Source organism: Cupriavidus sp. 01L45 (genome assembly GCF_056399885.1).
On record NZ_JBFTSG010000069.1, the window covers coordinates 22,146 to 42,786 of the forward strand.

Consider the following 20,641-nt stretch of genomic DNA (forward strand, 5'->3'; position numbering starts at 1 on the left):
GCGCGCTGCCATTCCAAATTCTCACCGGGGGCAGTGAAGATTTCTCGCTTTCTTCCGGAGCGGGAGCTACGTATCGTTCGGCCATTGTCAATATCGGTTCGGAAAGGGGGAGGCCATGCGGCACAGCTTCAAGACACGCAACAAGACACGCGGGACGTTCAACGTGCTCACCACAGTGCTCCTGTCGCTCGGGTTGGCGGCGACCGCGGCGCGGGCGGAGTGGCCCGCCGATCATCCGATCCAGGTCTTCGTCGGTTTTGCCGCCGGCGGAGGCACCGATACCATGGCGCGCACGATGGCGCCGTTCATCCAGCGCTACCTTGGCGCAAACGCCAGCCTGGTGGTGCAGAACAAGCCGGGCGCCGCCAGCGAGATCTCGAACATCGGCCTGATGCGCTCGGCCCCGGATGGCTACACCATCGGCGTGGTCAACCTGCCTGCCATGGCGTTCGCGCCGCTCTACAAGAAGACGAATTTCGATCCGGCCGGGCTGCAACTGGTAGCGCGCGTGCTGAGCGACCCGACCATCCTGGTGGCCAGGAAGGAGAGTCCGTACAACAACCTGAAGGACGTGGTTTCGGCATTGAAGAAGAAGCCTGCCTCCTTGTCTTTTGGTCACAACGGGGTCGGGACGAACGGGCACCTGGCGCTATTGCAATTGCAGAATGTGGCGGGCGTGAAGGTCAACGACATCCCGTATAACGGCACGGCGCAGTCCAAGACGGCGTTGTTTGGCGGGCATATCGACTTCGCGGCGGTCACTACGGGTGAACTGCAGGATGCGGGCAAGGAGGCTGTGCCGCTGAAGATTATCGCGCAAATGGGGGAGAAGCGGGCCGCTTCGCTACCCGATGTGCCGACGGCCAGGGAGCAGGGGTTCGACGACGTAATGCCTGCCGAGCGGGGGATTGCCGTGCCCGCGGGTGTGCCGCCCGCCATCGTGGAGAAACTGCGAGTAGCTGTCAGGGCGACGCTCAGGGATCCCGAGTACCTGAAGAAGGCCGGCAACGACGCACCGGTCCTGGCCTACCTGCCCGGCGACGACTGGGCCAGGGAAATCGCGGCCCGCAAGCCGATGATGCGCAAGCTGGCCGACGGCATGCCGAAGGAGTGAACGGCGTGATGACTTCTTTTCCTCGTTGCGAGCCCAAGTCCATGCAAAGACCCGCCACGTCTCAAAAGACGGCATCCCTGCGCGCGCTGTTGCGCACGGAGCCGTTTGTCGTGGCGCCGGCCGTGCACGATATCTTCAGTCTCCGGCTGGTGGAGCAGGCGGGCTACCAGAGCGCGTGCATCAGCGGCGCCATGCTCTCCTACAGCTTGCTCGGCGTCCCGGACATCGGCCTGCTCACGCTGACGGAATGCGTGGAGCACTGCCGCCGCCTGACGCGCGTGTCATCCATCCCCATCACCGCGGACGCGGACGCGGGCTATGGCAATCCACGCGGCGTGCACTATGCCGTCGAGTTGTTCGAAGAGGCCGGCGCCGCCGGCCTGAACATAGAGGACCAGGTGGTGCCAAGGCGCTGGGCCTCGCCGGGCGGCAAGGAGGTGGTGCCGGTCGGCGAGATGATCGCCAAGATCGATGCCGCGCAGCGTGCCAGGCGCGACAGCAACTTCATGATCATCGCCCGCACGGACGCGTTTGCGTGCGAGTCCACCGAGCAGGTCATTCAACGGGCCCGGGCCTATCAGGCGGCGGGCGCCGATATGCTGCTGCCCATCGCGCCGCGGACCGAGAACGACATCACTCGCCTGGTGCGCGCGCTAGATATCCCGGTGACGCTCAGCGCCGGCACCGGGCTGGTGCCCAGCCCATCCGCCGCAAGCCTGCCATTGGAACGGCTGCGCGGCCTGGGCGTCCGGCGGGTCAGCCTTACCACGCTGCTGCCGGGCGCAGCGGTCGCGGGCATGAGGCGGAGCCTGGACGCCATGCGGGGTGGGGCGGGCAGCGGCGACGATGGCGGGATGGCGGCAGAGGGCGCGGCGAGCCTTGGGGCGTTGTTCCATGCGCAAGACCAGATGGACTTTGAGGAGGCGTTGCTTCTGTAACTTGCTCGGTCCCTTGCCGCAAGCCGTATAGGCTGGCGGCGCATGGCGCGGCCTCGGGAGGCCTTCCTCTGACGAATCCCGACCACCACTACACCGGCATCCTGTTCTGTGGCGCCGAAGCAGGTCGTTGTTCCAGCACAGAACATCGCGCCGATCTCTCATCATGTCGTCATGACTTCCCAGTGTATGGCTGTGAGCGACGCCGTTCCCCCCTCGGAGCGGGGGGGAGGCGACGCATGTTGCGATACATGCCCATCGTTGGAATCAATCGTTTTTTTCGATAAATATCAGCGGGAAAAACCGTTTTAGGTAGTTATCGCGCCGGCCTTAAGCTTCGCCTCTGGAAATTTCGGCACCGTGCTGCCGGCGTGAGCCCAATCGATCCTCGCAGCGCCTTTCCTCGGGCATCGCGCTCACCTCACCCCAGGCCTCGAAGATGGAAACCCATATTGCCAAGGACCGAGGCTGCGAAGCCCCGGTAGCGCATGTGCGTCCCTGCGAGCTTGTCACTGCCAGGGCGAGACGGATTCAACTACTACCAGGAAACGTAATGAACGCACTGAATGGCTATGACTATGAAGACCTGGAGCTCGGGATGAGCGCCACCTTCGACAGAACCATCACCGAAGCGGATATCGCACTGTTTGCGGCCGCTTCTGGCGACAACAATGCCGTGCACCTCGACGAGGAATTTGCCCGCACGACCCAGTTCGGCGGATGCATCGCCCACGGCATGCTGACCGCCAGCGTGATCTCGGCAGCCATTGCCGGACGCTTGCCGGGGCCTGGGACGATCTATCTGAGCCAGAACGTTCGCTTCAGAGCGCCCGTAAGGCCAGGGGAAACAGTCAAGGTTACCGTGACCGTCAAGGAGTTGCAGCCAGGGAAGCAGCGCGTCTCGCTGACTACGGTCTGTACGGTGCAAGACAAGGTCGTGGTGGACGGGGACGCGCTGGTGATGCCGACGTCGTTGGCGCGCAGGGTCCAGTAATGCCGCGGAGCTGGCTGGTTAGCCAGCTCCAATCTCAAATTCGACTAACTTTACGGAGAACGGCGTGTCTCTTCCATTGGCATTTTCAGATAAGTTGCTCCAAGTATATTCTGCTCCATTTAAAAAAACGGCCGAGTATATGGCCGGGCAGAGGTTCTTGTCCTGCAGCATGGATTTTTCTGGCCTGCTGCGCTCCAATCTGCGCCATCTGGAAGGGCAGGCAGCCGTGATGAGGTCGGTATGGAGCGAAGAGACGGGTGGGGAAAATCCGGATCGACGCTTCGCCGCGGACGAGTGGAATCGCAATCCGTGGTACCGCTTTCTCAAGAAAAGCTACCTGAATAACGCCAGAACTCTCTCGGAGATCACTGAAGCAATCGGTCTCGAGGAAGACGACAAGAGCAGGCTGAGATTCCTTGTCGGCCAGTATATTGAATCCTTGAGCCCCGCCAATTTTCTTGGCACGAATCCGGAAGCCATTCAGCTGGCATTGGAATCCCAGGGCGGAAGCCTCGTTTCCGGACTTGCCAACTACGTTGAAGACGCGCGGCGAGGCCGCATCGCAATCACGGACGAATCCGCCTTTGAGGTAGGCCGCAATGTGGCCACGTCCGAGGGGGCCGTTGTCTTCGAGTGTGAATTGATGCAGCTGATCCAGTACAAGCCGCTGACCGATAAGGTTGCCTCGCGGCCGCTGGTCATCGTGCCACCGTGCATCAACAAGTTCTACATACTGGACCTCCAGCCGGAGAACTCATTCGTGCGCTTTGCCTGCGAGCAGGGGCATACCGTGTTCCTGGTATCGTGGCGCAATCCGCAAGCGGATATGAGCGAGACCACATGGGACGACTATGTTGAGCACGGCGTATTGAAGGCGCTGGAAGTCAGCCAGGCCATCAGTGGCGCGGCTCAGGTGAACGCGCTGGGCTGGTGCGTCGGAGGTACGTTGCTGACTTCAGCCTTGGGCGTGCAGCAGGCCCGCGGTAAAAAGACGGTAGCCAGCATGACGCTGCTGACGACCATGCTGGATTTCAGCGAGCCAGGCGAACTTGGCGTGTTCATCGACGAGCCGACGGTTGCGCAACGCGAGCAGACTATCGGGCGCAGTGGCATCTATCCCGGCAAGGAGTTGGCGTTTGTCTTCCAGATGCTGCGCCCGAATGACCTGATCTGGCCCTATTTCGTCGGCAACTACCTGAAAGGGCAATCGCCGGGAGCCTTCGACCTGCTTTACTGGAACGCCGACGCCACGAACCTGGCCGGGCCGATGTATGCATGGTACTTGCGCAATATGTACCTGGAGAACAAGCTGCGCGAGCCGGGGCAATTGACCGTTTGCAGGCATCCGATGGACCTGGGCAGCATCGACGTGCCCAACTATATCCTTGCCACGAAGGACGATCACATCGTTCCCTGGCGGTCGGCCTATCGCAGCGTTCAGCTACTGGGCGGAAAGTCGGAGTTTGTTCTTGGCGAGAGCGGACATATTGCAGGTGTTATCAATCCGGCATCGAAGCAAAAGCGTGGCTACTGGCGTGCCGGCGAGCGATGCGATGATGCAGACGGCTGGCTGGCTTCGGCGACGTCCACGCCGGGGAGCTGGTGGGTTCATTGGGCTGCCTGGCTGAAACGCCATGCCGGCAAGCAGGTCGCAGCGCCGTCCAGATTGGGGAACGACACGTTCGAGCCAATCGAGCCCGCTCCTGGCCGTTATGTCGGGGTGCGCGCCGACTGACCGGGAAACCGGCGGCGCCCAGGTTCGCTAAATTCGCACGACGATATTTCCGGGGCCCGCCGCGGTGGCTTCGGAGCTGCAGAAAACCTGGCGCCGGGACGATGCCATGCAGTGGGCCGAGATCTACACCAAGATCTTCCCGGCGTACCAATTGCTGATCGAGAGCTATACCAAGGCCCAGAACGTCGTGAAGGACAGCGAGGTGCTGGACTCGGCTCGCTGATCGTCCGTGCTGCCGCTGTGTGAGAGATCGTCATGTCTTTCACGCAGTTGGTCGCCAATTAGCTCAGGCACCAGGCCGGCACCGGATATTTGGCCCATATTTGGCCCATTACCCGTGCCGGCCTTCAACAATTCACTCGCTTTACGAACGAGTCCTCCGCAGTCAACCCCAAAAGCACCTTTCCAGCGTGCCGGTGCCCAGCTTGATTGCAGGCGCCACGCCGCCGGCGACCTGTCGACTCGCGCCATGTTCGCCCCCTCGTTGGCCATACATCGGGAAGCTTCCTGAAACCACCTTCCACGCGACCAACGACGCGTCTTCTTCCACGGACAGTATTCCATGCGATCACGTCGTTCCAAATGTGGAACGCAGATATGCGCTGGCGGCATCTATTCGACCGCTTGCGCTGAAAGCATACTTCCGGATTTTCGCGCGGAGCCCGCCCTGGAGGTGCGCGAACCTGGGGCGTGTTCGGCACGGCGATGAAATCCTCATGGCTCGTGCTCACTTTCAGCGCCGTGCAACGTGTCACCAAAAGCAAGAATTACTTTTCACAAGGCCTTAGTCATGCTTCGATCCGTCATCTCCATCATTCTGCTTTCCAGTGCGTTTGCCAGCGGCGCCGCGGGTGCCGCGCCCACCAGCGAGGACGCCTCGTGGTTCGATCCGGTTCGTCTCGGGGTCGCATTGGGTGCGGGAGACGCGGCTTCGATTGCACGCCTGGAGGCGCGATGGAACTTGAAGAACGACCTTTGGGCGACGAGCTCGCAGTCGGTGCGGGTTCGCCTGGGTCTCGAGGCTTCCGTGGGTGGCTGGAATCCACATGGCGGCAACAGCAGCGTGATGGGCGATATCGGCTTTACGCCCATCTTCCGGATCCAGGGCTCGGGCCGCTCGGGTGCTTTCGCGGAGATTGGCGCAGGCATGCACCTGCTGTCGCGGACGCACATCTCGGACTCCAAGGGTTTCTCGACGGCGTTCCAGTTTGGCGATCGCATTGCCGCGGGCTACCGGTTTGGCGATCCGTTCGACTCGGAACTGGCGGTGCGTTTCCAGCACTACTCCAACGCAGGCATTAAGGAGCCCAATCCCGGCATCAACTTCTACATGCTCCAGTACTCGGGGCGTTTCTAAGCGTATTGCCGTTGCCGTTGCGCTCGCGTACGACGACACAACGAATGCGGCAGGCGTGGCAAACTCGGTCGGCTCCGGTCTGGCGGGCTCCATTTGTCCGCGAGAACGGCTGGTTGGCCGGGCCGAGGAACGCGGGGGCCAAGCCCGACAATTGTTCCGCCGCCGCACGCAGGGCCGGCAGGATCTCCCTGACAGCCTGCTCCGGCCGACCTCACCGGACAGCAGGTTGGCGCTGATGGCCGCCACCACGTTGCGCTGCTCGTCGCGCACTGGCCGACCAGCGACAGGCCGCGCGCGATCAGCGGATCGAGGCCCATGGCTGCCACCACCGCAGCGATGGCGCCCACAGCGTTAAGCGGCAGCGGCTTGTTCTGCTCCTTGGTTGGTACTTCGCCGATGGCGTCCATCAGGCGCCAGTGCATGCGAAAGTAGCCGATTCGCTGAGCCCGAGCCGGCTGACGTCAGTCAGTCTTTGTAGCCGGGGTCGATGCGCTCCACCAGGCGCAGCAGCGCCGGCCATTCACGTGTGCCGAAGGTGTTCGCACGTGCATCCATCACGGCCCGCGTTTCGTCGATGACACGCGGCGTCGGCATGATCAGCTCGGTGCCCGACGTCATGGCATCGACCTGGGTCCGGCAGGCCATCTCCAGCCAGTACATGCGGCTGAACGTTTCGGCCACGCTGGGGCCCACAGCCAGCAGCCCGTGGTTGCGCAGCACCACGACTTCATGATTGCCGAGAGAGCGGACCAGGCCCGCCTGCTGGTTCATTTCCACCACCGGGCTGTCGAAGTCGTGGTAGCCGGTTTTCTCGTGGAACCTGAGCGCCGTCTGCGTCATCGGTAGCAGACCCGTCTTCATGGCGGACAACGCCATCCCGGCCCGGGTATGGGTGTGAATCACGCAACTCACGTCAGGCCTTGCCTTGTGGACAGCGGTGTGAATCACCATGCCGGCCCGGTTCACCTGGTAGCCGTGCTCGTTCTGGGGGCTCAGGAGCACGTTGCCCTCCAGGTCGATCTTGATCAGGTTCGACGCGCAGATCTCCGAATACAGGTAGCCGTAGGCGTTGATGAGCAGATGCTCCGTGCCCGGGATCTTGAGCGTGATGTGGTTGTAGATCAGGTCGGTCATGCCGAACCGGTCCATCAGCCGGTAGCAGGCAGCGAGCTGCACGCGGGCTGTCCACTCCGCTTCGCTGACTTGGGCCCGCACGGTTTCGCGCGGAACGGACATTGCGTTGGTCATCTGTACTCCTCACTCCACTCGAATATTGCCGGCCTTGACTACCTTGCTCCAACGCTTGCTTTCCGAGTCGAAGTACCGGTTGAGCTGTGCGGGCGTCATGGGGTCCGGCTCCATGCCGTAGTCGGCGATCTGCTTGCGGACGTCGGGTTCCTGCAGCACATCGCCAACGGTGCGCGCCAGCTTGTCGATCACACTTTGAGGCGTCTTGCTCGGCGCGACAATGGCAAGCCAGGAATTGGCAACCACGTCCGGATAACCGGATTCCGCCAGCGTGGGCACATTCGGCAAGGCAGGCATGCGCGTTGCGCCGGTGAAGGCAATGGCGCGCAACTTGCCTGCCTTGATGTAGGGCGAAAACAGTTGCAACGTGTCGATCATGATTTCAAGCCGGCCGGCCAGCAGGTCCGGCAGGACGGCTGCGGCACCCTTGTACGGGATGTGCTCCAGCTTGAGACCGGCGTTCATGGAGAACAGCTCGCCGACGAGATTTGCGCTGGAGCCCGTGCCTGAACTGCCATATCTCAGGCGGTCCGGGTGTGCCTTGCCCCATGCGATCAGCTCGGGAACCGAGTGGATAGGCAGGTCGCCATTCACTACAAGGAGCAGCGGCACCTTGGCCATCATGGCCACGCCGGTCAGGTCCTTGACGGGATCGTAGGACAGCTTGCCGTACAGCAGCGGATTGATGATGTGGGCCGGTGCCGTGGTCAGCAGCGTGTAGCCGTCCGGATCGGACTTCGCCACATAGTTGGTGCCGATCTGCACATTGCCGCCGGGCTTGTTCTCGACAATGAAGCTCGTGCCAAGGCGCGTCGACAGTTTGTTGCTGACCAACCGCGACACGGCATCAATCGGGCCGCCCGGCACGGAAGGCACCACGACCTTGACCGGGTGGGAGGGATAGGCGGGCTCCGCGGCATGGGAAAAACCAACGCCACACGCGGCAATTGCCGCGGCGGCCAGGCTCCCGGCGAAGCGCCTGAGTCCATTGACTGAAATCATTGTTTGTCTCCTTCTGTAATTAGGTCTTCTGTATATTCTCGAAGCGCTTCGCGGACGCCATCGAGCATCGAGCATCGAGGTGCGAGAAAGCCCGAGTGAGCTCAATGAAGGAGATTTGGCGAACAACTCGCCCCTTCCTTGGTATGCCGGCACGCCGCGGGCGCTACTTCACCGCTGCAACGCGCCGCTTCCGCCCTGTCGCCTCGCCTTTAGTCGAGCAGGGCGACCTGCACGTCACGCGGACCCTCATACGCATCGCGGCCGTGCCATACCTGCAGGTTATCCAGGATCATCACGTCGCCGTCGCGCCATTGCCAGCGAAGGGTCGCCTTGTCGCAAATCGCGTTGATATGGTCGACCTCCGCCGGTTCGAGGCGCTGCTCCTTGCCCAGGAACATCCCGGTCGGATACTTCTGGTTCTTGCGAATGTCGGTGCTCAGGACCAGGGTCGCGGTGTGCGACCTGTGCAGCCCCGAGCGATAGAGCTTCTTTCCGGTCACTGGATGGCACATGAACGGCTCGAGCGTCGTGAAGACAGTCAGCGAGCCGTCGTCATGCCACAGCGGTTCGAGGCCGCGGGCGGCGCACAGCGCCTCTACCTCCGCCGGGTCTTCGGTATTGAAAGCATGGTTCCAGCCGTGCCGGTCCATGTCGGCATACGACTTCTCGACAGCCGCGGACTTCGGGCCGTAACTCAGCGCGGAGCGGATGCCGAGTTCAGTGATCTTGGCAACCAGTTCCGGTGCCATGTCGTACGCAAAGTTGCGCGCATCGGCGATGGTAGTCGCACCGCCCACGGGAGCCGTGACTCGCGAGAAGAAGGCGATACGCTTCGGATAATGGCGCCGGTATGCCATTTCCGAATGCACGCCAAGCCCGGCGCTGGCTTCCAGCCTTGTGGCCTCCATGACTTTGCCGCTGATTTGCGTGCGCGGGGCGCGTCCGCCCACATAGCCGTCCTCAAATGGCGGATATTGATTGACGATGTCAGCAAAATCATCGGTTTCCGGCGTCGGGAAGCCTCGCAGCACAATGCCGCCATGCTTTGTGATGAGCTGTTCCAGGACCGGCTTCACGCGCCGCGTCCAGGCGCGAAATTGGGCACGGTCCAGCAACTCGCCTCCCTTCGGCTCGATGAACAGCGGCGGCCGTCCGGTTTGGAGCTCATGGCATTGCACGTCCTTGCCAAGCGCATCGATGAGGTGCGGATCGAGGGGTTCCGAATTCGTATTCATAGCAGTCTCCAAGTTGTCTGAGTCGGTGAAGCCTGTCGCATCGGGGGTCAACTCTATCCGCCGCAAGGTCTGGCAGTGATTCCCCGGTTGGGTTAAGCGATTCCATTCAGGCATACTTCGCGGAGACTTCAATACAGGCCGGAGGTGCCATGCGAATCGACGACCTGCGGGTGTTCCTGCTTGTGGCGCAACACGGAAGCCTGCACCGGGCGACGGAACACATTGGGGTGACGCAATCGGCCTTGTCGAAGGCGTTGGCACGGCTTGAGGCCGATGCGGGGATGCGCCTGTTCGAGCGCACGGCTCGCGGCGTCACGCTCACGCCGGTTGGACAGACGCTGCTGGAGCGGGCAAGAAACGTGGTGCTGGCAGCCAACGATCTCCAGGGGGAAGTGGAGGCACAGGCCGCGGCGCGCGCAGGAAAAATCAGGCTTGCGGCGACGCCCTACCTCTTTTCCTGGTTGCTGTCCCCCGTGGTCGCACGCTTCCTTGCCAGGCGGCCGCTGGCGACTTTTTCCATTGAGACGCGGCTGACGCAGGGAGCCATACTATCCCTGCAGTCGGGGGATGCGGACCTCGCTTGTGGCGGGATGACCGCCAATGTGCCGCGCGATGTCAGCCACATTCCGTTACGGCCGCTGAGGTTGCAAGTGGTCGCTCGGTCAGGCCATCCCAGACTCGGCGCTTTCAAGACCCTGGCGGACCTGGCGCAAGAGCGCTGGGCGCTGCCGCAGGCGTCGTCCAGCTTGTACCAGGTGCTGGCAGATGAGTTTGCCAACAATGGCTTGCCTGCGCCGCTCGTTGCCGTGGAATGGACTGGATCCGGCATTTCCATTGCCGAACTCCTTCGGGATACCGATCTGCTCGGCCTTGTACCGCAGCGCACGCTTATGCAACCCGAAGGCCGGGATCTCAGCGTGATCGGCGAGCCGGACATGTTGCGGCAGCCGGAAATCGCCATGTTCTGGCGCGCCGATGGCTATCTCTCTCCGCTTTGCATTGAATTCCGCGATGAGCTGGTTGCCTTTTGCAAGGAAGACGACGCAACTGGCGGCAGGGTTGAGCACGCGCTCCGGCTTTGACCGCGCCGGACTGCCGCGGCAGCGGTGGCTTCATGTACGGCGAAATGACCTTCCACTTGCCATCGCGGATCTGTGAAAGCGGCCTTCAGCGTAAGTCAGCGGGGCGACCGTGGCACGGAGCAAGGGGGAGCGCTTTTAATGATGAAGAGGACGCCGCAATGCGTAGGCCGCCGATTTCTATGCGTCGTGGGCAGCTCAGGTGTCAGCCATCAGCGAATCACGGACTTCGCGCATGGCCGTCAAATAGGCCTCCTGGTTCTTTCTCATGCGCTCCGCGGGCCCGGCCAGGGAAATGCCGACCGGCTGGCCGCCCAACCATCCGGACACCGCCAGCCCGTGGACGCCCTCGCTGCCTTCTTCCCGCGCCTCGTATCGGCCAAGGTCGCGGCCGTGCGCCACTTGCGCCATCAGTTCGTCAACGTCAACCACTGTGTGCTCGGTGAAAGGACGAAGCTTGCTCTTGCCAAGTATTGCGCGGGCTTCGTCTTCCGGCAGGAGTCCCAGCAGCGCCTTGCCCAGTGCGGAGGCGTGCAAGGCCGCCCGTGAGCCGACCTCGATGATATAGCGCAACGGCATCCGGCTCGGCTGCACGGCAACGACCTTGACAGCGGTGGTATCGAGTACACCGAAGAAGACGGTCTCATTGGTTTTTGCGCCCACTTGCTCGACGGCTTCCTGCGCTAGTGTCGTCAGGGGATCGTTTTCGGAGATCTGGCGCGCGGTTTCCAACAGACGGGCGGTCGGGTAGAAGCGCCGCGTGCGGGATGTGCGCATCAGGTAGCCGAGCGAATGCAGCGTATGCAATAGGTCAAGGGAACTGCTCTCGGCAACCGAAAGCAGACGAGCCACATCGGAATTTGACAGCTCGCGTTTTTCCCTGGCAAACAATTCAAAAACTGCCATGGTGCGGCTGGCTGCGGGGATCAGGGTGGGCATGCTGGTTTCAAGAAGTGCTGGCTGGAGATACAGTGGCGAGTAGCACTATACGATATTTCGTAGTATAGGGGAGCAGCCAAAGGCGGGGTGTGTTGCGGAGCTGTGAGCGAATGCCACGGCCATCGCTTCCCCAATCGCCGTCGCACAGCGTTTAACCGAACCATGGCGAACGCTAACTATTGTCAGTTTCCACATTGTCGACCCCGGCTTTGCCTCCTTGCGCGCTTCCGTGATACTGTACAAACATACAGTAATCAGAAATTTCCACCCGGTCCCCAAGCCGGGGCGCAAGCATCACATGACCACCCATCTCTCCCCAGCCTCGCCCGCCGCCGACCGGCAGGGTGCGCTGGACGCACTGGAACGACGCTATCCCGGCCTGTGGCGGGCGGGGCAGCTCGGCCATCTGGGCCGCGCGGGCAGCGTGCCGGCCTTGCCCACCGGCCATGCGGCGCTCTCGGCCGAGTTGCCAGGCGGCGGCTGGCCGATGGGGGCGCTGACGGAACTGCTGCTGGCCGACGCCGGCGTGGGCGAGTTGCGCCTGCTGCGCCCGGCGTTGCTGGCGCTGGCGGCGGCACAGCGCCGGGTGGCGCTGGTGGGGCCGCCGTACCTGCCCAATGCGATGTGCCTGGCCGAATGGGGTTTGCCGGCAAGCCAGCTGTTCTGGGTGCGTCCGCCCGCTGGCGCGGGCCGGGCCGCGGCCCAGGCGGATGTGCTGTGGGCGGCGGAGCAGGTGCTGCGCAGCCAGGCTTTTGGCGGGGTGATGGTGTGGCTGCCAACGGCGCGTCCCGAGGCGCTGCGGCGCCTGCAGGTGCTGGCGCAGGCGGGCGACGCGGTGGTCTGGGCGTGCCGCCCGGCCGGCGTGCTGCACGAGTCGTCGCCGGCGGTGCTGCGGCTGCTGTTGTCTCCGGCACCCGGCAATGTCTTGTCGATCACTTTTCACAAGCGGCGCGGCCCGGTGCGCGATGCGCCGCTGGTGCTGCCGCTGGGCGAGATGATGGCGGTGCCGGCCAGGACCGCTTCGCCGTCCGCGCCGCCGCCGGTCCCTTTCAATTTCCCGGTTTCCCAAGCCGTTGCGGGAGAGCAAGCCCATGTCGTACTGGATCGCGGTGCATCTGCCGCGCCTGTCGCTGGACGCGTTGCAGCCGAACTGGCCTGAGCCCGCCGCGCTCCCGGCTTCCTCCGGCCTGCTGCACCACCGGGTGCCGGTGGCGGTGATGGAGCGCGAGCGGGTGGTGCTGGCCAACGGGCCGGCGGTGGCACTGGGGGTGCAGGCCGGGATGCGGCGTGGCGGCGTGCAGGCCTTGTCGGCGCAGGTGGTGCAACTGGAGCGCGAGCCGGCCGCCGAGGCGCAGCTGATGACGGCGCTGGCGCTGGCGCTGCTGCACTTCACACCGCATGTGACGGGCCATCCCGATCCCGATGCGGCTACCGTGATGATCGATGCCGGCGCCAGCCTGCGGCTGTTCGGCGGCCATCTGGCGCTGTGCCGCGCGGTGTATGCGCGGGTGCGCCGGCTAGGTGTGTTTCCGCAGCTTGGCTGCGGGCCCACGGCCTTCGGGGCGGCGTGGCTGGCGGCGCAGCCGCTGCGGCGGGACCGCCGTGGCGCGATGGTGCGGCCGGCGCGGCGCGCGGTGCGGGCTGCTCGCATGGCGCGGCTGCTGGACCGGCTGCCGGTGGCCATGCTGCAAGGCGTGGCCGACGACGGCTGGCTCGACGGCATCGGCTGCCGGACCGTGGGCGAGGTGCGGGGCCTGCCGCGTGCCGGCCTGCGGCGCCGGCTGGGGCCGGATCTGCTGGCGCGGCTGGACCAGGCCTATGGCGAGGTGCCGGTGCGCTTTACCTGGTTCAGCGCGCCGGCAGCCTTCGCGCAGCGCATGGAGCTGCCGGGCCGTACCGAGTCCGTGCAGGGCGTGATGGCGGGCGCGCAGCGCCTGCTGCTGGCGCTGGCCGGCTGGCTGGCGGTACAGCAGGCGGGCGTGACGCGGCTGGTGCTGCGGCTCGAACACGAGCGCTACCGGCTCGGCACCGAGACCCCGTCTACGCCGGTGACGGTCAGCCTGGCGCAGCCCAGCCGCGATCCGGTCCATCTGTCCAGGCTGCTGCAGGAGCGGCTGGACAAGGTGCAGTTCAGCGTGCCGGCGGTGGGCCTGATGCTGGTGGTGGAGTCCATGGAGACCTGCCTGCCGCAGAGCGATTCGCTGTTTCCGGAACCAGGCGGCACGCCGGCCGAACTGGGCCGCCTGCTCGATACGCTGATGGCGCGGCTCGGCCGCGAAAACGTGTTGCAACCCCAGCCGTTGCCCGACCACCGGCCCGAGCGCGCCAATCGCTGGTGCCCCGTCGACGAAATGCCGGCGCGCGCGCCGCAGCCGGCCCCGGCAGGCGCCATGCCGGAGCGCCCGGCGTGGCTGCTGGACAAGCCGATGCCGCTCACCGTGCAGCGTCACCGGCCCTGTCATGGCGGCCCGCTGACCTTGCTCTCGCGGCCGGAGCGCATCGAGAGCGGCTGGTGGGATGGCGCGCTGGCCACGCGCGATTATTTCGTCGCCGAACGTGCGGATGGCCTGCGTTGCTGGGTCTATCGCCAGCGTCCCGGGCACGAGGAGAGCGGTGAATACCGCTGGTTCCTGCACGGCCTGTTCGCCTGAGATTCGCCTGAGCCTTTGCCTCCCTGTCATGTCCAGCAAGCCCGCCATGCCCTCGTTTTCCGCTTTGCCGCCGGCGCTTTCCGCGTTGCTGCCGGTATTGCCGGATTATGTGGAGCTGCACTGCATTTCCAATTTCACGTTCCTGGATGGGGCGTCGCATCCGGTCGAGCTGATCGAGCGCGCCTTTGCGCTGGGCTATCGCGGGCTGGCGCTGACCGATGAATGTTCGGTGGCCGGCACGGCGCGCGCGCATCATGCGCTGAAGGACCTGCGTGAGCGCATCGGCGACGCCGCGGCGCGCAGCGCGGCGCGATTGGCCGCGGGGCTGGATGAGGATGGCGACGATGACGATCTCATCGAGGACGACGGCGAAGAGGGCGATCAGCATGACGGCGGGCATGGGGTGGATGATGAATCCCTCGCCGTGCCGGATGCCACGCCCGCCGCCGGCGACGCCTTGGCCCCTGGCGAAGCCACCCAGGCCCGCCTGCGCCGCCATGAACGACTGGACGCGCTGGCCCGCGCCGCGCAGGATTTCCGCCTGCTGGTCGGCAGCCGCTTCACGCTGACGGACTCCGCCGGCCAGCCGGTGCTGCGGCTGGTGCTGCTGGCGCAGGACCGGGAAGGCTTTGGCAACCTGAGCGAACTGATCACCCTGGGGCGCATGCGCTCGGAGAAGGGCAGCTACCGGCTCCACCCCGACGACCTGGCCGCGCCGCCGCAGCCGGAACAGGCTCACCTGCGCGGCATGCCCAACTGCCTGGCGCTGCTGCTGCCGTCTTATTGCCCCGAGCCCGAGGCGTTGCTGCAGCAAGCGCAATGGATGCGGCAGACCTTTGGCGCGCGCGGCTGGATCGCGCTCGAACAGTTGCAGGGCCATGCCGATGCCTTGCACCGGCTGCGTCTTGCGGACGCATCGGTGCAATCCGGCGTGCCGCTGGCGGCGGCCGGCGCGGTGACCATGCATGTGCGTTCGCGCAAGCCGCTGTCCGATGTGCTGAGCGCGATTCGCGTGGGCCAGCCGCTGTCCGGGTGCGGCATGACGCTGGCGCCCAATGCCGAGCAGCACCTGCGCATGCGGCAGCGCTTGTCCCGGCTGTACCCGCGCGAGGCACTGGCGCAGACGGTGCGGATCGCCTCGCTGTGCGATTTCTCGCTCGATACGCTGCGCTACGAGTATCCGGAAGAGCTGGTGCCCCCCGGTGAGACCCCCTTCAGCTACCTGCGCCGCGAGACCATGAAGGGTGTGCTGCGGCGCTTCCCCGGCGGACTCAAGCCCGAGTGGCGCAAGCAGTTGAAGGAGGAGTTCGAACTGATCCGGGAGAAGCAATACGAGCCCTTCTTCCTCACCGTGCACGACATCGTGCGCTTTGCCCGCGGGCGCGGCATCCTGTGCCAGGGGCGCGGCTCGGCGGCCAATTCGCTGGTCTGCTATTGCCTGTTCATCACCGAGGTGGATCCCGGCGATGCCAACATGCTGTTCGGCCGCTTCCTGTCGCGCGAGCGCGATGAGCCGCCCGATATCGATGTCGATTTCGAGCACCAGCGGCGCGAGGAAGTCATCCAGTACATCTACGGGAAATACGGCCGCCACCGCGCCGCTCTGGCCGCCTCGCTGATCACCTACCGCTCGCGCAGCGCGCTGCGCGACGTGGGCCGCGCGCTGGGCATCGACGCCAGCGTGATCGAGCAGGTGGTCAAGGGCCAGGCCTGGTGGGACGGCGGCAAGACCTTTCTCGACCGCATTGCCCAGTACGGGCTGGACCCGGAATCACCGGCGGTGCGGCAGTGGGCCAGCCTGACCGCGCAACTGCGCGGCTTTCCGCGGCATCTGTCGCAGCACGTGGGCGGTTTCGTGATCGCGCGGCACAAGCTGTCGCGGCTGGTGCCGATCGAGAACGCGGCCATGGAAGACCGCAGCGTGATCCAGTGGGACAAGGACGATCTGGAATCGCTCGGCCTGCTGAAAGTGGACGTGCTGGCGCTGGGCATGCTGTCGGCCATCCGCCGCGCGCTGGCGACGATCCCGAGCCGCTCGGGCGCGCCGTACCGCATGGAGGACATCCCCGGCAAGGACGCGCAGACCTACGACATGATCTGCGCCGCCGATACCATCGGCGTGTTCCAGGTGGAGTCGCGCGCGCAGCAGTCGATGCTGCCGCGGCTGCAGCCGCGCACCTTCTACGACCTGGTGGTGGAGGTGGCCATCGTGCGGCCCGGGCCGATCCAGGGTGGCATGGTGCATCCCTACCTGAAGCGGCGCGAGCAGGTGCGGCGCACCGGCAAGCCGCCGGCGTATCACAACGACGTCATCGAGAAGGTGCTGGGCCGGACCCTGGGCGTGCCGATCTTCCAGGAACAGGTGATGCAACTGGCCATCGACGCCGCCGGTTTCACTCCAGGCCAGGCCGATCAGCTGCGCCGCTCGATGGCGGCCTGGCGGCGCAAGGGCGATCTGAAGCAGCACCAGGATGCGCTGGTCAGCGCGCTGACCCGCAACAAGTATCCGGAAGCCTTCGCGCTGGCCATCTGCAAGCAGATCGAAGGCTTCGGTGAATATGGCTTCCCGGAAAGCCATGCCGCCAGCTTCGCCAAGCTGGTCTATGTCAGCGCGTGGATCAAGTGCCATCATCCGGCGGCTTTCCTGTGCGCCTTGCTCAACAGCCAGCCGATGGGTTTTTACACACCTTCGCAACTGGTGCAGGATGCGCGGCGCCACCACGTACGTACGTCGCCCGTGGATGTCACGGTGAGCTGCTGGGAAAGCACGCTGGAGCTGGAAGCGGACGGGCGGGCGGCGCGAGGACGCGAGCGCGCCCAACCCGCGGTGCGGCTCGGGCTCAACCGCGTGAGCGGCATGCGCGAGGCGGCTGCCGGTCGCATCGAGCAGGCACGCGCCAGGCAGCCTTTTGCCAGCGTCGAGGACCTTGTGCTGCGGGCGCGGCTCGATCGCCACGACATCGACGCGCTGGCCGCCGCCGATGCGCTGGCCAGCCTCGCCGGGCATCGTCGCCAGGCGCGCTGGCAGGCCCGCGCCGCCGCGCTGCAGGCCGCCCATCATGACCTGCTCTACGAGGCACCGCCGGCCGAGAGCAAGCTGTCGCTGCCGGCGCCGCGCCTGGGCGAGGACGTGGCCGCTGATTACGCCAGCATGGGCCTGTCGCTCAAGTCGCATCCGCTTGCGCTGCTGCGGCCGCGGCTGGCGGCCATGAAGTACGCCACCGCGCAGGATCTGGCCCATTGCGGCAACGGCCGGCGTGTGCGGGCCTGCGGCATCGTCACGGTGCGGCAGCGGCCGGCGACCGCCAGCGGCACGATCTTCACGTCGATCGAGGATGAGACGGGTGCCGTCAATGTGATTCTCTGGCCGGACCTGATCGAGCGCCAGCGCAAGGAAGTGCTGGGCGCCACGCTGCTGGGCGTGATCGGCATGTGGCAGCGCCAGGGCGAGGTGAGGCACCTGGTGGCGCAGGAACTGGTGGACCTGAGTCCGCTGCTGGGCCGTCTGATGGTGTCCAGCCGCGACTTTCATTGAGCCGCGAGGACGCGGCGAGACCACCTTGCCGCTTTACCGCGCGGATGCTTCCTGCCCGCGTGACGCGCCATGCCGCACCCTGGCCATATCGCCCTGCCAGCCCATCGCCCTGAGCAAGGCGAAACCATGCGGCGTGACATGCGGGCACCAATGGCCGGCCCCGCATTCCTCCAGCGACACAAGGCCGCGTTCCAGCAACGCCTCCAGATCCACGGGATCCAGTTCCAGGCGGTCCTGCGTATCGTGGACCAGCATCAAGGTAGCAAATTCGTGCGGACTCAGCATCGGCATCTCCTGGGTTGGGAATCCTGGTCTCGCGGGCCAGCAGGGGCGCAAGCGCCCAAGAAGGACACTGCTTACGCGCATTGGCCCGGGTGTTTCCCACATCGGAACCCGCCCGGCGCGCTGACATCGCAATGCCTACCGTTCTACGTTTGATTTGCGTCTGTTTTGTGTCGGCTTTCTTATCCGCTCTTTCGTGATCGTCTTGTGCCTGTTCTACACGCGGTTTGTGCCTGTTTTTCGCCCGAATTACGGGCATTCTGCACCCGTCTTGTGCTGTTTCCGCCCCGCAGTTGTGCATGAAAAAAAAGCTGGAAAACTGCGCTCCAGTACGCCTTGATGCGGCCGATACAAGGCACATGCGAGTGCTTTTTCTGGGGTCTTTCGTGGTGACTTTCCTTTCTCCTGCCATGCGCCTGATGGCGCGCCTGACGATCACGCGCAAGCTGCTCTTGCTTGCGATCCTGTTCCTGATCCCGCTGAGCGGCTCGCTTTATGCGGTGCTGAGCCTCTCGGCGCAGTCGATCCGCGCCAGCCAGGACGAACTGCGCGGCCTCGCCATCGTCGACCGCGCGCTCGACTTCATGCGCGAGACACAGGTCAGGCGCGGTGCGGCCAACGCCGTGCTGGCGGGTAACGCGGCATTTCGCGCCACGTTCGATGGCGCGGATGCGAAGGCCGCTGCACACCTCGACGGACTGATGCAGCAAGCCGGGGCGGCGGCGGGCTTCGACGTTATGCCCGATGCGAAAAAACTCGGGGAGTCGTGGCGACGCATGCATGAAACGGGCCTGAACACGACGGCCGGGCCGCTGTTCGACATGCACAGCGCGCTGGTCAAGCAGACCCGCTTGTTTATCGGCGATGTGGCGGATCGCTCATCGCTCGCGCTCGACCCCGATAGCGGTTCGTACTACCTGGTCACGCTGATGGTCGGGCCGATGCCAAGGCTGGCCGAGCTGAGCGCGCTGGCGCGTGGCAGGGGGGCCGCCATCATCAGCCAGGGCGGCTATTCCGATGCGGCGCAACAGGCTGAGCTGGCCGCGCTCGGGGAGCAGATCCAGGACGGACTGGAATCGGTGCGGCGCGACATCGGCCGCGTGACGCGCGGCGCGCCGGCGTATCGCACACGGGTGGAAAACGCACAGGCGCAACTGTCCGCCGTGGATGCTTTCTACCGCACGCTGAAGGAGAGGATGCTGGGCAGCAGCGGCATCAACATCGAGGCCAAGGCCTATTTCGACGAAGCGACCGCCGCCATCAACGCGGTCTCCTCGGTCAACAAGGAGTTCTCCGCACTTGCCCGCGCCATGCTGGAGCAGCGCATCGCAGCCGACAAGCTGGAACTGGAAGTGCTCGGCGGCGTGGCCCTGCTGGCGGTGGGCGCGGCGTTCTACCTGTTCGCCGGTTTCAGCTGCGGCATGCGCGAGGACGTGCGGCAAGTGGCGGACATGGTGGGCCGGATCAACGCCGGCGACCTTGGCATCCGGCTGGAGGTTCATGGCAGCGACGAACTCAGCCATGTGAAGCGGCACCTGCTGTCGCTGGTGGATACCTGGCGCGTGCTGATCGGCGATACCAAGGAGGGCGCGCAGAACGTGCTGGTGGCCGCGGGCGAGATCGCGCAAGGCAACCTGGACCTGTCGCAGCGGACGGAAGAGCAGGCATCGTCGCTGCAGCAGACCGCCGCCAGCATGGAGCAGCTCACCGCGATCGTGCAACAGAATGCCGGCAGCGCGGACCAGGCCAGCGCGCTGGCCAGCGCGGCTTCCGACATCGCGGTGGCCGGCGGAGCCTCGGTGGGGCGCGTGCTACAGACCATGGGCGAGATCGAGGCCGACTCGAAACGCATCGTCGACATCATCGCGGTGATCGACGGGATTGCCTTCCAGACCAATATCCTGGCGCTCAATGCGGCGGTGGAAGCGGCGCGTGCCGGCGAGTACGGGCGCGGGTTTGCCGTGGTGGCTGCCGAAGTGCGCAACCTGGCGCAGCGCGCCGGCAGTTCCGCCAAGGAGATCCGCACGCTGATCTCGCAATCGGTCCAGCGCGTGGAGGCGGGCTCGGCGCTGGCCGGCGACGCTACCACGACCATGGAGAGCATCGTGGGCGCGGTCGGGCGGGTGACGGCGATGATGGATGAGATCAGCCGGGCGTCGCGCGAGCAGAGCAGCGGGATTGCGCAGGTGAATCAGGCGGTGACGCAGATGGATCAGGTTACGCAGCAGAATGCGGCGTTGGTGGAGCAGGCGGCGGCGGCGGCTGATGCTTTGCGGGAGCAGGCGCAGAGGATGGAGAGGTCGGTTGCTGTTTTTCGGTTGGAGGTGGTTTGATTGGGGGGGCGCATCTCTTTGGCACGGTTTTAGCGTTTTTTGGCGGGGTTTTGTTGCTTCTAGCTGCTGTCGCGGCTGTACGGGGTTGGCCGTTTACGCACACGGAGGTGTCACTTTTCTTTACTCGCCCTCCATGTCAGGATACTTGTCGCCTCCGTTTCCTTAGTGAAGCAAAATGGAGGGCGGTGTGCGAATAGGTGAT

At 64.9% G+C, this 20,641-nt stretch carries 15 protein-coding genes and 1 pseudogene; 11 read left to right on the plus strand and 5 right to left on the minus strand.

Annotated elements, in window-relative coordinates; all coding sequences use genetic code 11:
- Positions 1-115: 115 nt before the first annotated feature.
- The 6 genes and pseudogenes from AC1DT6_RS34920 (at position 116) to AC1DT6_RS34945 (ending at position 6,135) form a co-directional block, all read left to right on the plus strand.
- Positions 116-1,114, plus strand: coding sequence for a tripartite tricarboxylate transporter substrate binding protein (locus AC1DT6_RS34920; protein WP_441634210.1), 999 nt, complete (start codon positions 116-118; stop codon positions 1,112-1,114).
- A gap of 41 nt (positions 1,115-1,155) precedes the next feature.
- Positions 1,156-2,052 carry an isocitrate lyase/PEP mutase family protein gene (locus tag AC1DT6_RS34925; protein WP_441634212.1) on the plus strand — a complete coding sequence of 299 codons (897 nt, stop codon included), beginning with the start codon at positions 1,156-1,158 and terminating at the stop codon, positions 2,050-2,052.
- A 550-nt stretch (positions 2,053-2,602) separates the two neighbouring features.
- On the plus strand, positions 2,603-3,043 hold the full coding sequence (locus AC1DT6_RS34930) for a MaoC family dehydratase (RefSeq protein ID WP_035869587.1): 441 nt from the start codon (positions 2,603-2,605) through the stop codon (positions 3,041-3,043).
- A gap of 64 nt (positions 3,044-3,107) precedes the next feature.
- Complete coding sequence (locus tag AC1DT6_RS34935; RefSeq protein WP_477111959.1) at positions 3,108-4,778, plus strand: PHA/PHB synthase family protein; 1,671 nt, start codon at positions 3,108-3,110, stop codon at positions 4,776-4,778.
- 58 nt (positions 4,779-4,836) lie between these two features.
- Positions 4,837-5,001 (plus strand): annotated as a pseudogene (locus AC1DT6_RS34940) (hydrolase); the annotation flags it as partial.
- A gap of 567 nt (positions 5,002-5,568) precedes the next feature.
- A complete protein-coding gene (locus AC1DT6_RS34945) occupies positions 5,569-6,135 on the plus strand; it encodes an acyloxyacyl hydrolase (protein WP_441634216.1) in 567 nt (188 codons plus the stop codon).
- Between the two features lie 465 nt (positions 6,136-6,600).
- Here the strand turns inward: AC1DT6_RS34945 and AC1DT6_RS34950 are convergent, their stop codons facing one another.
- The 3 genes from AC1DT6_RS34950 to AC1DT6_RS34960 all read right to left on the minus strand — a co-directional run bounded on the left by AC1DT6_RS34950 (position 6,601) and on the right by AC1DT6_RS34960 (position 9,620).
- Positions 6,601-7,383: a class II aldolase/adducin family protein gene (locus AC1DT6_RS34950; protein WP_441634218.1), complete on the minus strand. Its 783-nt coding sequence runs from the start codon at positions 7,381-7,383 to the stop codon at positions 6,601-6,603.
- A 9-nt stretch (positions 7,384-7,392) separates the two neighbouring features.
- Entirely contained in the window at positions 7,393-8,385 is a 993-nt protein-coding gene (locus AC1DT6_RS34955; RefSeq protein ID WP_441634220.1) for a Bug family tripartite tricarboxylate transporter substrate binding protein, read from the minus strand.
- A gap of 209 nt (positions 8,386-8,594) precedes the next feature.
- The gene (locus AC1DT6_RS34960; protein ID WP_441634222.1) at positions 8,595-9,620 is read right to left on the minus strand and encodes a TauD/TfdA family dioxygenase; all 1,026 of its coding nucleotides are present in this window, start codon (positions 9,618-9,620) and stop codon (positions 8,595-8,597) included.
- Between the two features lie 149 nt (positions 9,621-9,769).
- Here AC1DT6_RS34960 and AC1DT6_RS34965 point away from each other — a divergent pair, with 149 nt between their 5' ends.
- Positions 9,770-10,702, plus strand: a complete 933-nt coding sequence (locus AC1DT6_RS34965) for a LysR family transcriptional regulator (RefSeq protein WP_441634224.1) — start codon at positions 9,770-9,772, stop codon at positions 10,700-10,702.
- A gap of 195 nt (positions 10,703-10,897) precedes the next feature.
- On the opposite strand, the gene AC1DT6_RS34970 is transcribed toward AC1DT6_RS34965, so the two are convergent.
- Positions 10,898-11,638 carry an IclR family transcriptional regulator gene (locus tag AC1DT6_RS34970; RefSeq protein ID WP_477104335.1) on the minus strand — a complete coding sequence of 247 codons (741 nt, stop codon included), beginning with the start codon at positions 11,636-11,638 and terminating at the stop codon, positions 10,898-10,900.
- A 298-nt stretch (positions 11,639-11,936) separates the two neighbouring features.
- Between AC1DT6_RS34970 and imuA the strand changes: the two genes are divergently transcribed.
- The 3 genes from imuA to AC1DT6_RS34985 are packed head-to-tail and all read left to right on the plus strand — an operon-like array spanning position 11,937 to position 17,824.
- A complete protein-coding gene (gene imuA / locus AC1DT6_RS34975; protein ID WP_441634228.1) occupies positions 11,937-12,797 on the plus strand; it encodes a translesion DNA synthesis-associated protein ImuA in 861 nt (286 codons plus the stop codon).
- Positions 12,730-14,289 carry a Y-family DNA polymerase gene (locus AC1DT6_RS34980; protein WP_477104333.1) on the plus strand — a complete coding sequence of 520 codons (1,560 nt, stop codon included), beginning with the start codon at positions 12,730-12,732 and terminating at the stop codon, positions 14,287-14,289. The genes imuA and AC1DT6_RS34980 overlap by 68 nt, the downstream gene beginning before the upstream one ends.
- A gap of 46 nt (positions 14,290-14,335) precedes the next feature.
- Positions 14,336-17,824, plus strand: coding sequence for an error-prone DNA polymerase (locus AC1DT6_RS34985; RefSeq protein WP_441637320.1), 3,489 nt, complete (start codon positions 14,336-14,338; stop codon positions 17,822-17,824).
- Positions 17,825-17,857: 33 nt separating this feature from the next.
- Here the strand turns inward: AC1DT6_RS34985 and AC1DT6_RS34990 are convergent, their stop codons facing one another.
- Positions 17,858-18,109 (minus strand): hypothetical protein, encoded by a 252-nt coding sequence (locus tag AC1DT6_RS34990; protein ID WP_441637318.1) that lies wholly within the window; start codon positions 18,107-18,109, stop codon positions 17,858-17,860.
- 356 nt (positions 18,110-18,465) lie between these two features.
- Between AC1DT6_RS34990 and AC1DT6_RS34995 the strand changes: the two genes are divergently transcribed.
- Positions 18,466-20,439, plus strand: coding sequence for a methyl-accepting chemotaxis protein (locus AC1DT6_RS34995; protein ID WP_441637316.1), 1,974 nt, complete (start codon positions 18,466-18,468; stop codon positions 20,437-20,439).
- Positions 20,440-20,641 lie beyond the last annotated feature (202 nt).

Coding starts and splice junctions, on each gene's coding strand:
- AC1DT6_RS34920 (WP_441634210.1), top strand. CDS start 116: ATGCGGCACAGCTTCAAGACACGCAACAAGACACGCGGGACGTTCAAC.
- AC1DT6_RS34925 (WP_441634212.1), top strand. CDS start 1,156: ATGCAAAGACCCGCCACGTCTCAAAAGACGGCATCCCTGCGCGCGCTG.
- AC1DT6_RS34930 (WP_035869587.1), top strand. CDS start 2,603: ATGAACGCACTGAATGGCTATGACTATGAAGACCTGGAGCTCGGGATG.
- AC1DT6_RS34945 (WP_441634216.1), top strand. CDS start 5,569: ATGCTTCGATCCGTCATCTCCATCATTCTGCTTTCCAGTGCGTTTGCC.
- AC1DT6_RS34950 (WP_441634218.1), bottom strand. CDS start 7,383: ATGACCAACGCAATGTCCGTTCCGCGCGAAACCGTGCGGGCCCAAGTC.
- AC1DT6_RS34955 (WP_441634220.1), bottom strand. CDS start 8,385: ATGATTTCAGTCAATGGACTCAGGCGCTTCGCCGGGAGCCTGGCCGCC.
- AC1DT6_RS34960 (WP_441634222.1), bottom strand. CDS start 9,620: ATGAATACGAATTCGGAACCCCTCGATCCGCACCTCATCGATGCGCTT.
- AC1DT6_RS34965 (WP_441634224.1), top strand. CDS start 9,770: ATGCGAATCGACGACCTGCGGGTGTTCCTGCTTGTGGCGCAACACGGA.
- AC1DT6_RS34970 (WP_477104335.1), bottom strand. CDS start 11,638: ATGCCCACCCTGATCCCCGCAGCCAGCCGCACCATGGCAGTTTTTGAA.
- imuA (WP_441634228.1), top strand. CDS start 11,937: ATGACCACCCATCTCTCCCCAGCCTCGCCCGCCGCCGACCGGCAGGGT.
- AC1DT6_RS34980 (WP_477104333.1), top strand. CDS start 12,730: ATGTCGTACTGGATCGCGGTGCATCTGCCGCGCCTGTCGCTGGACGCG.
- AC1DT6_RS34985 (WP_441637320.1), top strand. CDS start 14,336: ATGCCCTCGTTTTCCGCTTTGCCGCCGGCGCTTTCCGCGTTGCTGCCG.
- AC1DT6_RS34990 (WP_441637318.1), bottom strand. CDS start 18,109: ATGCTGAGTCCGCACGAATTTGCTACCTTGATGCTGGTCCACGATACG.
- AC1DT6_RS34995 (WP_441637316.1), top strand. CDS start 18,466: ATGCGAGTGCTTTTTCTGGGGTCTTTCGTGGTGACTTTCCTTTCTCCT.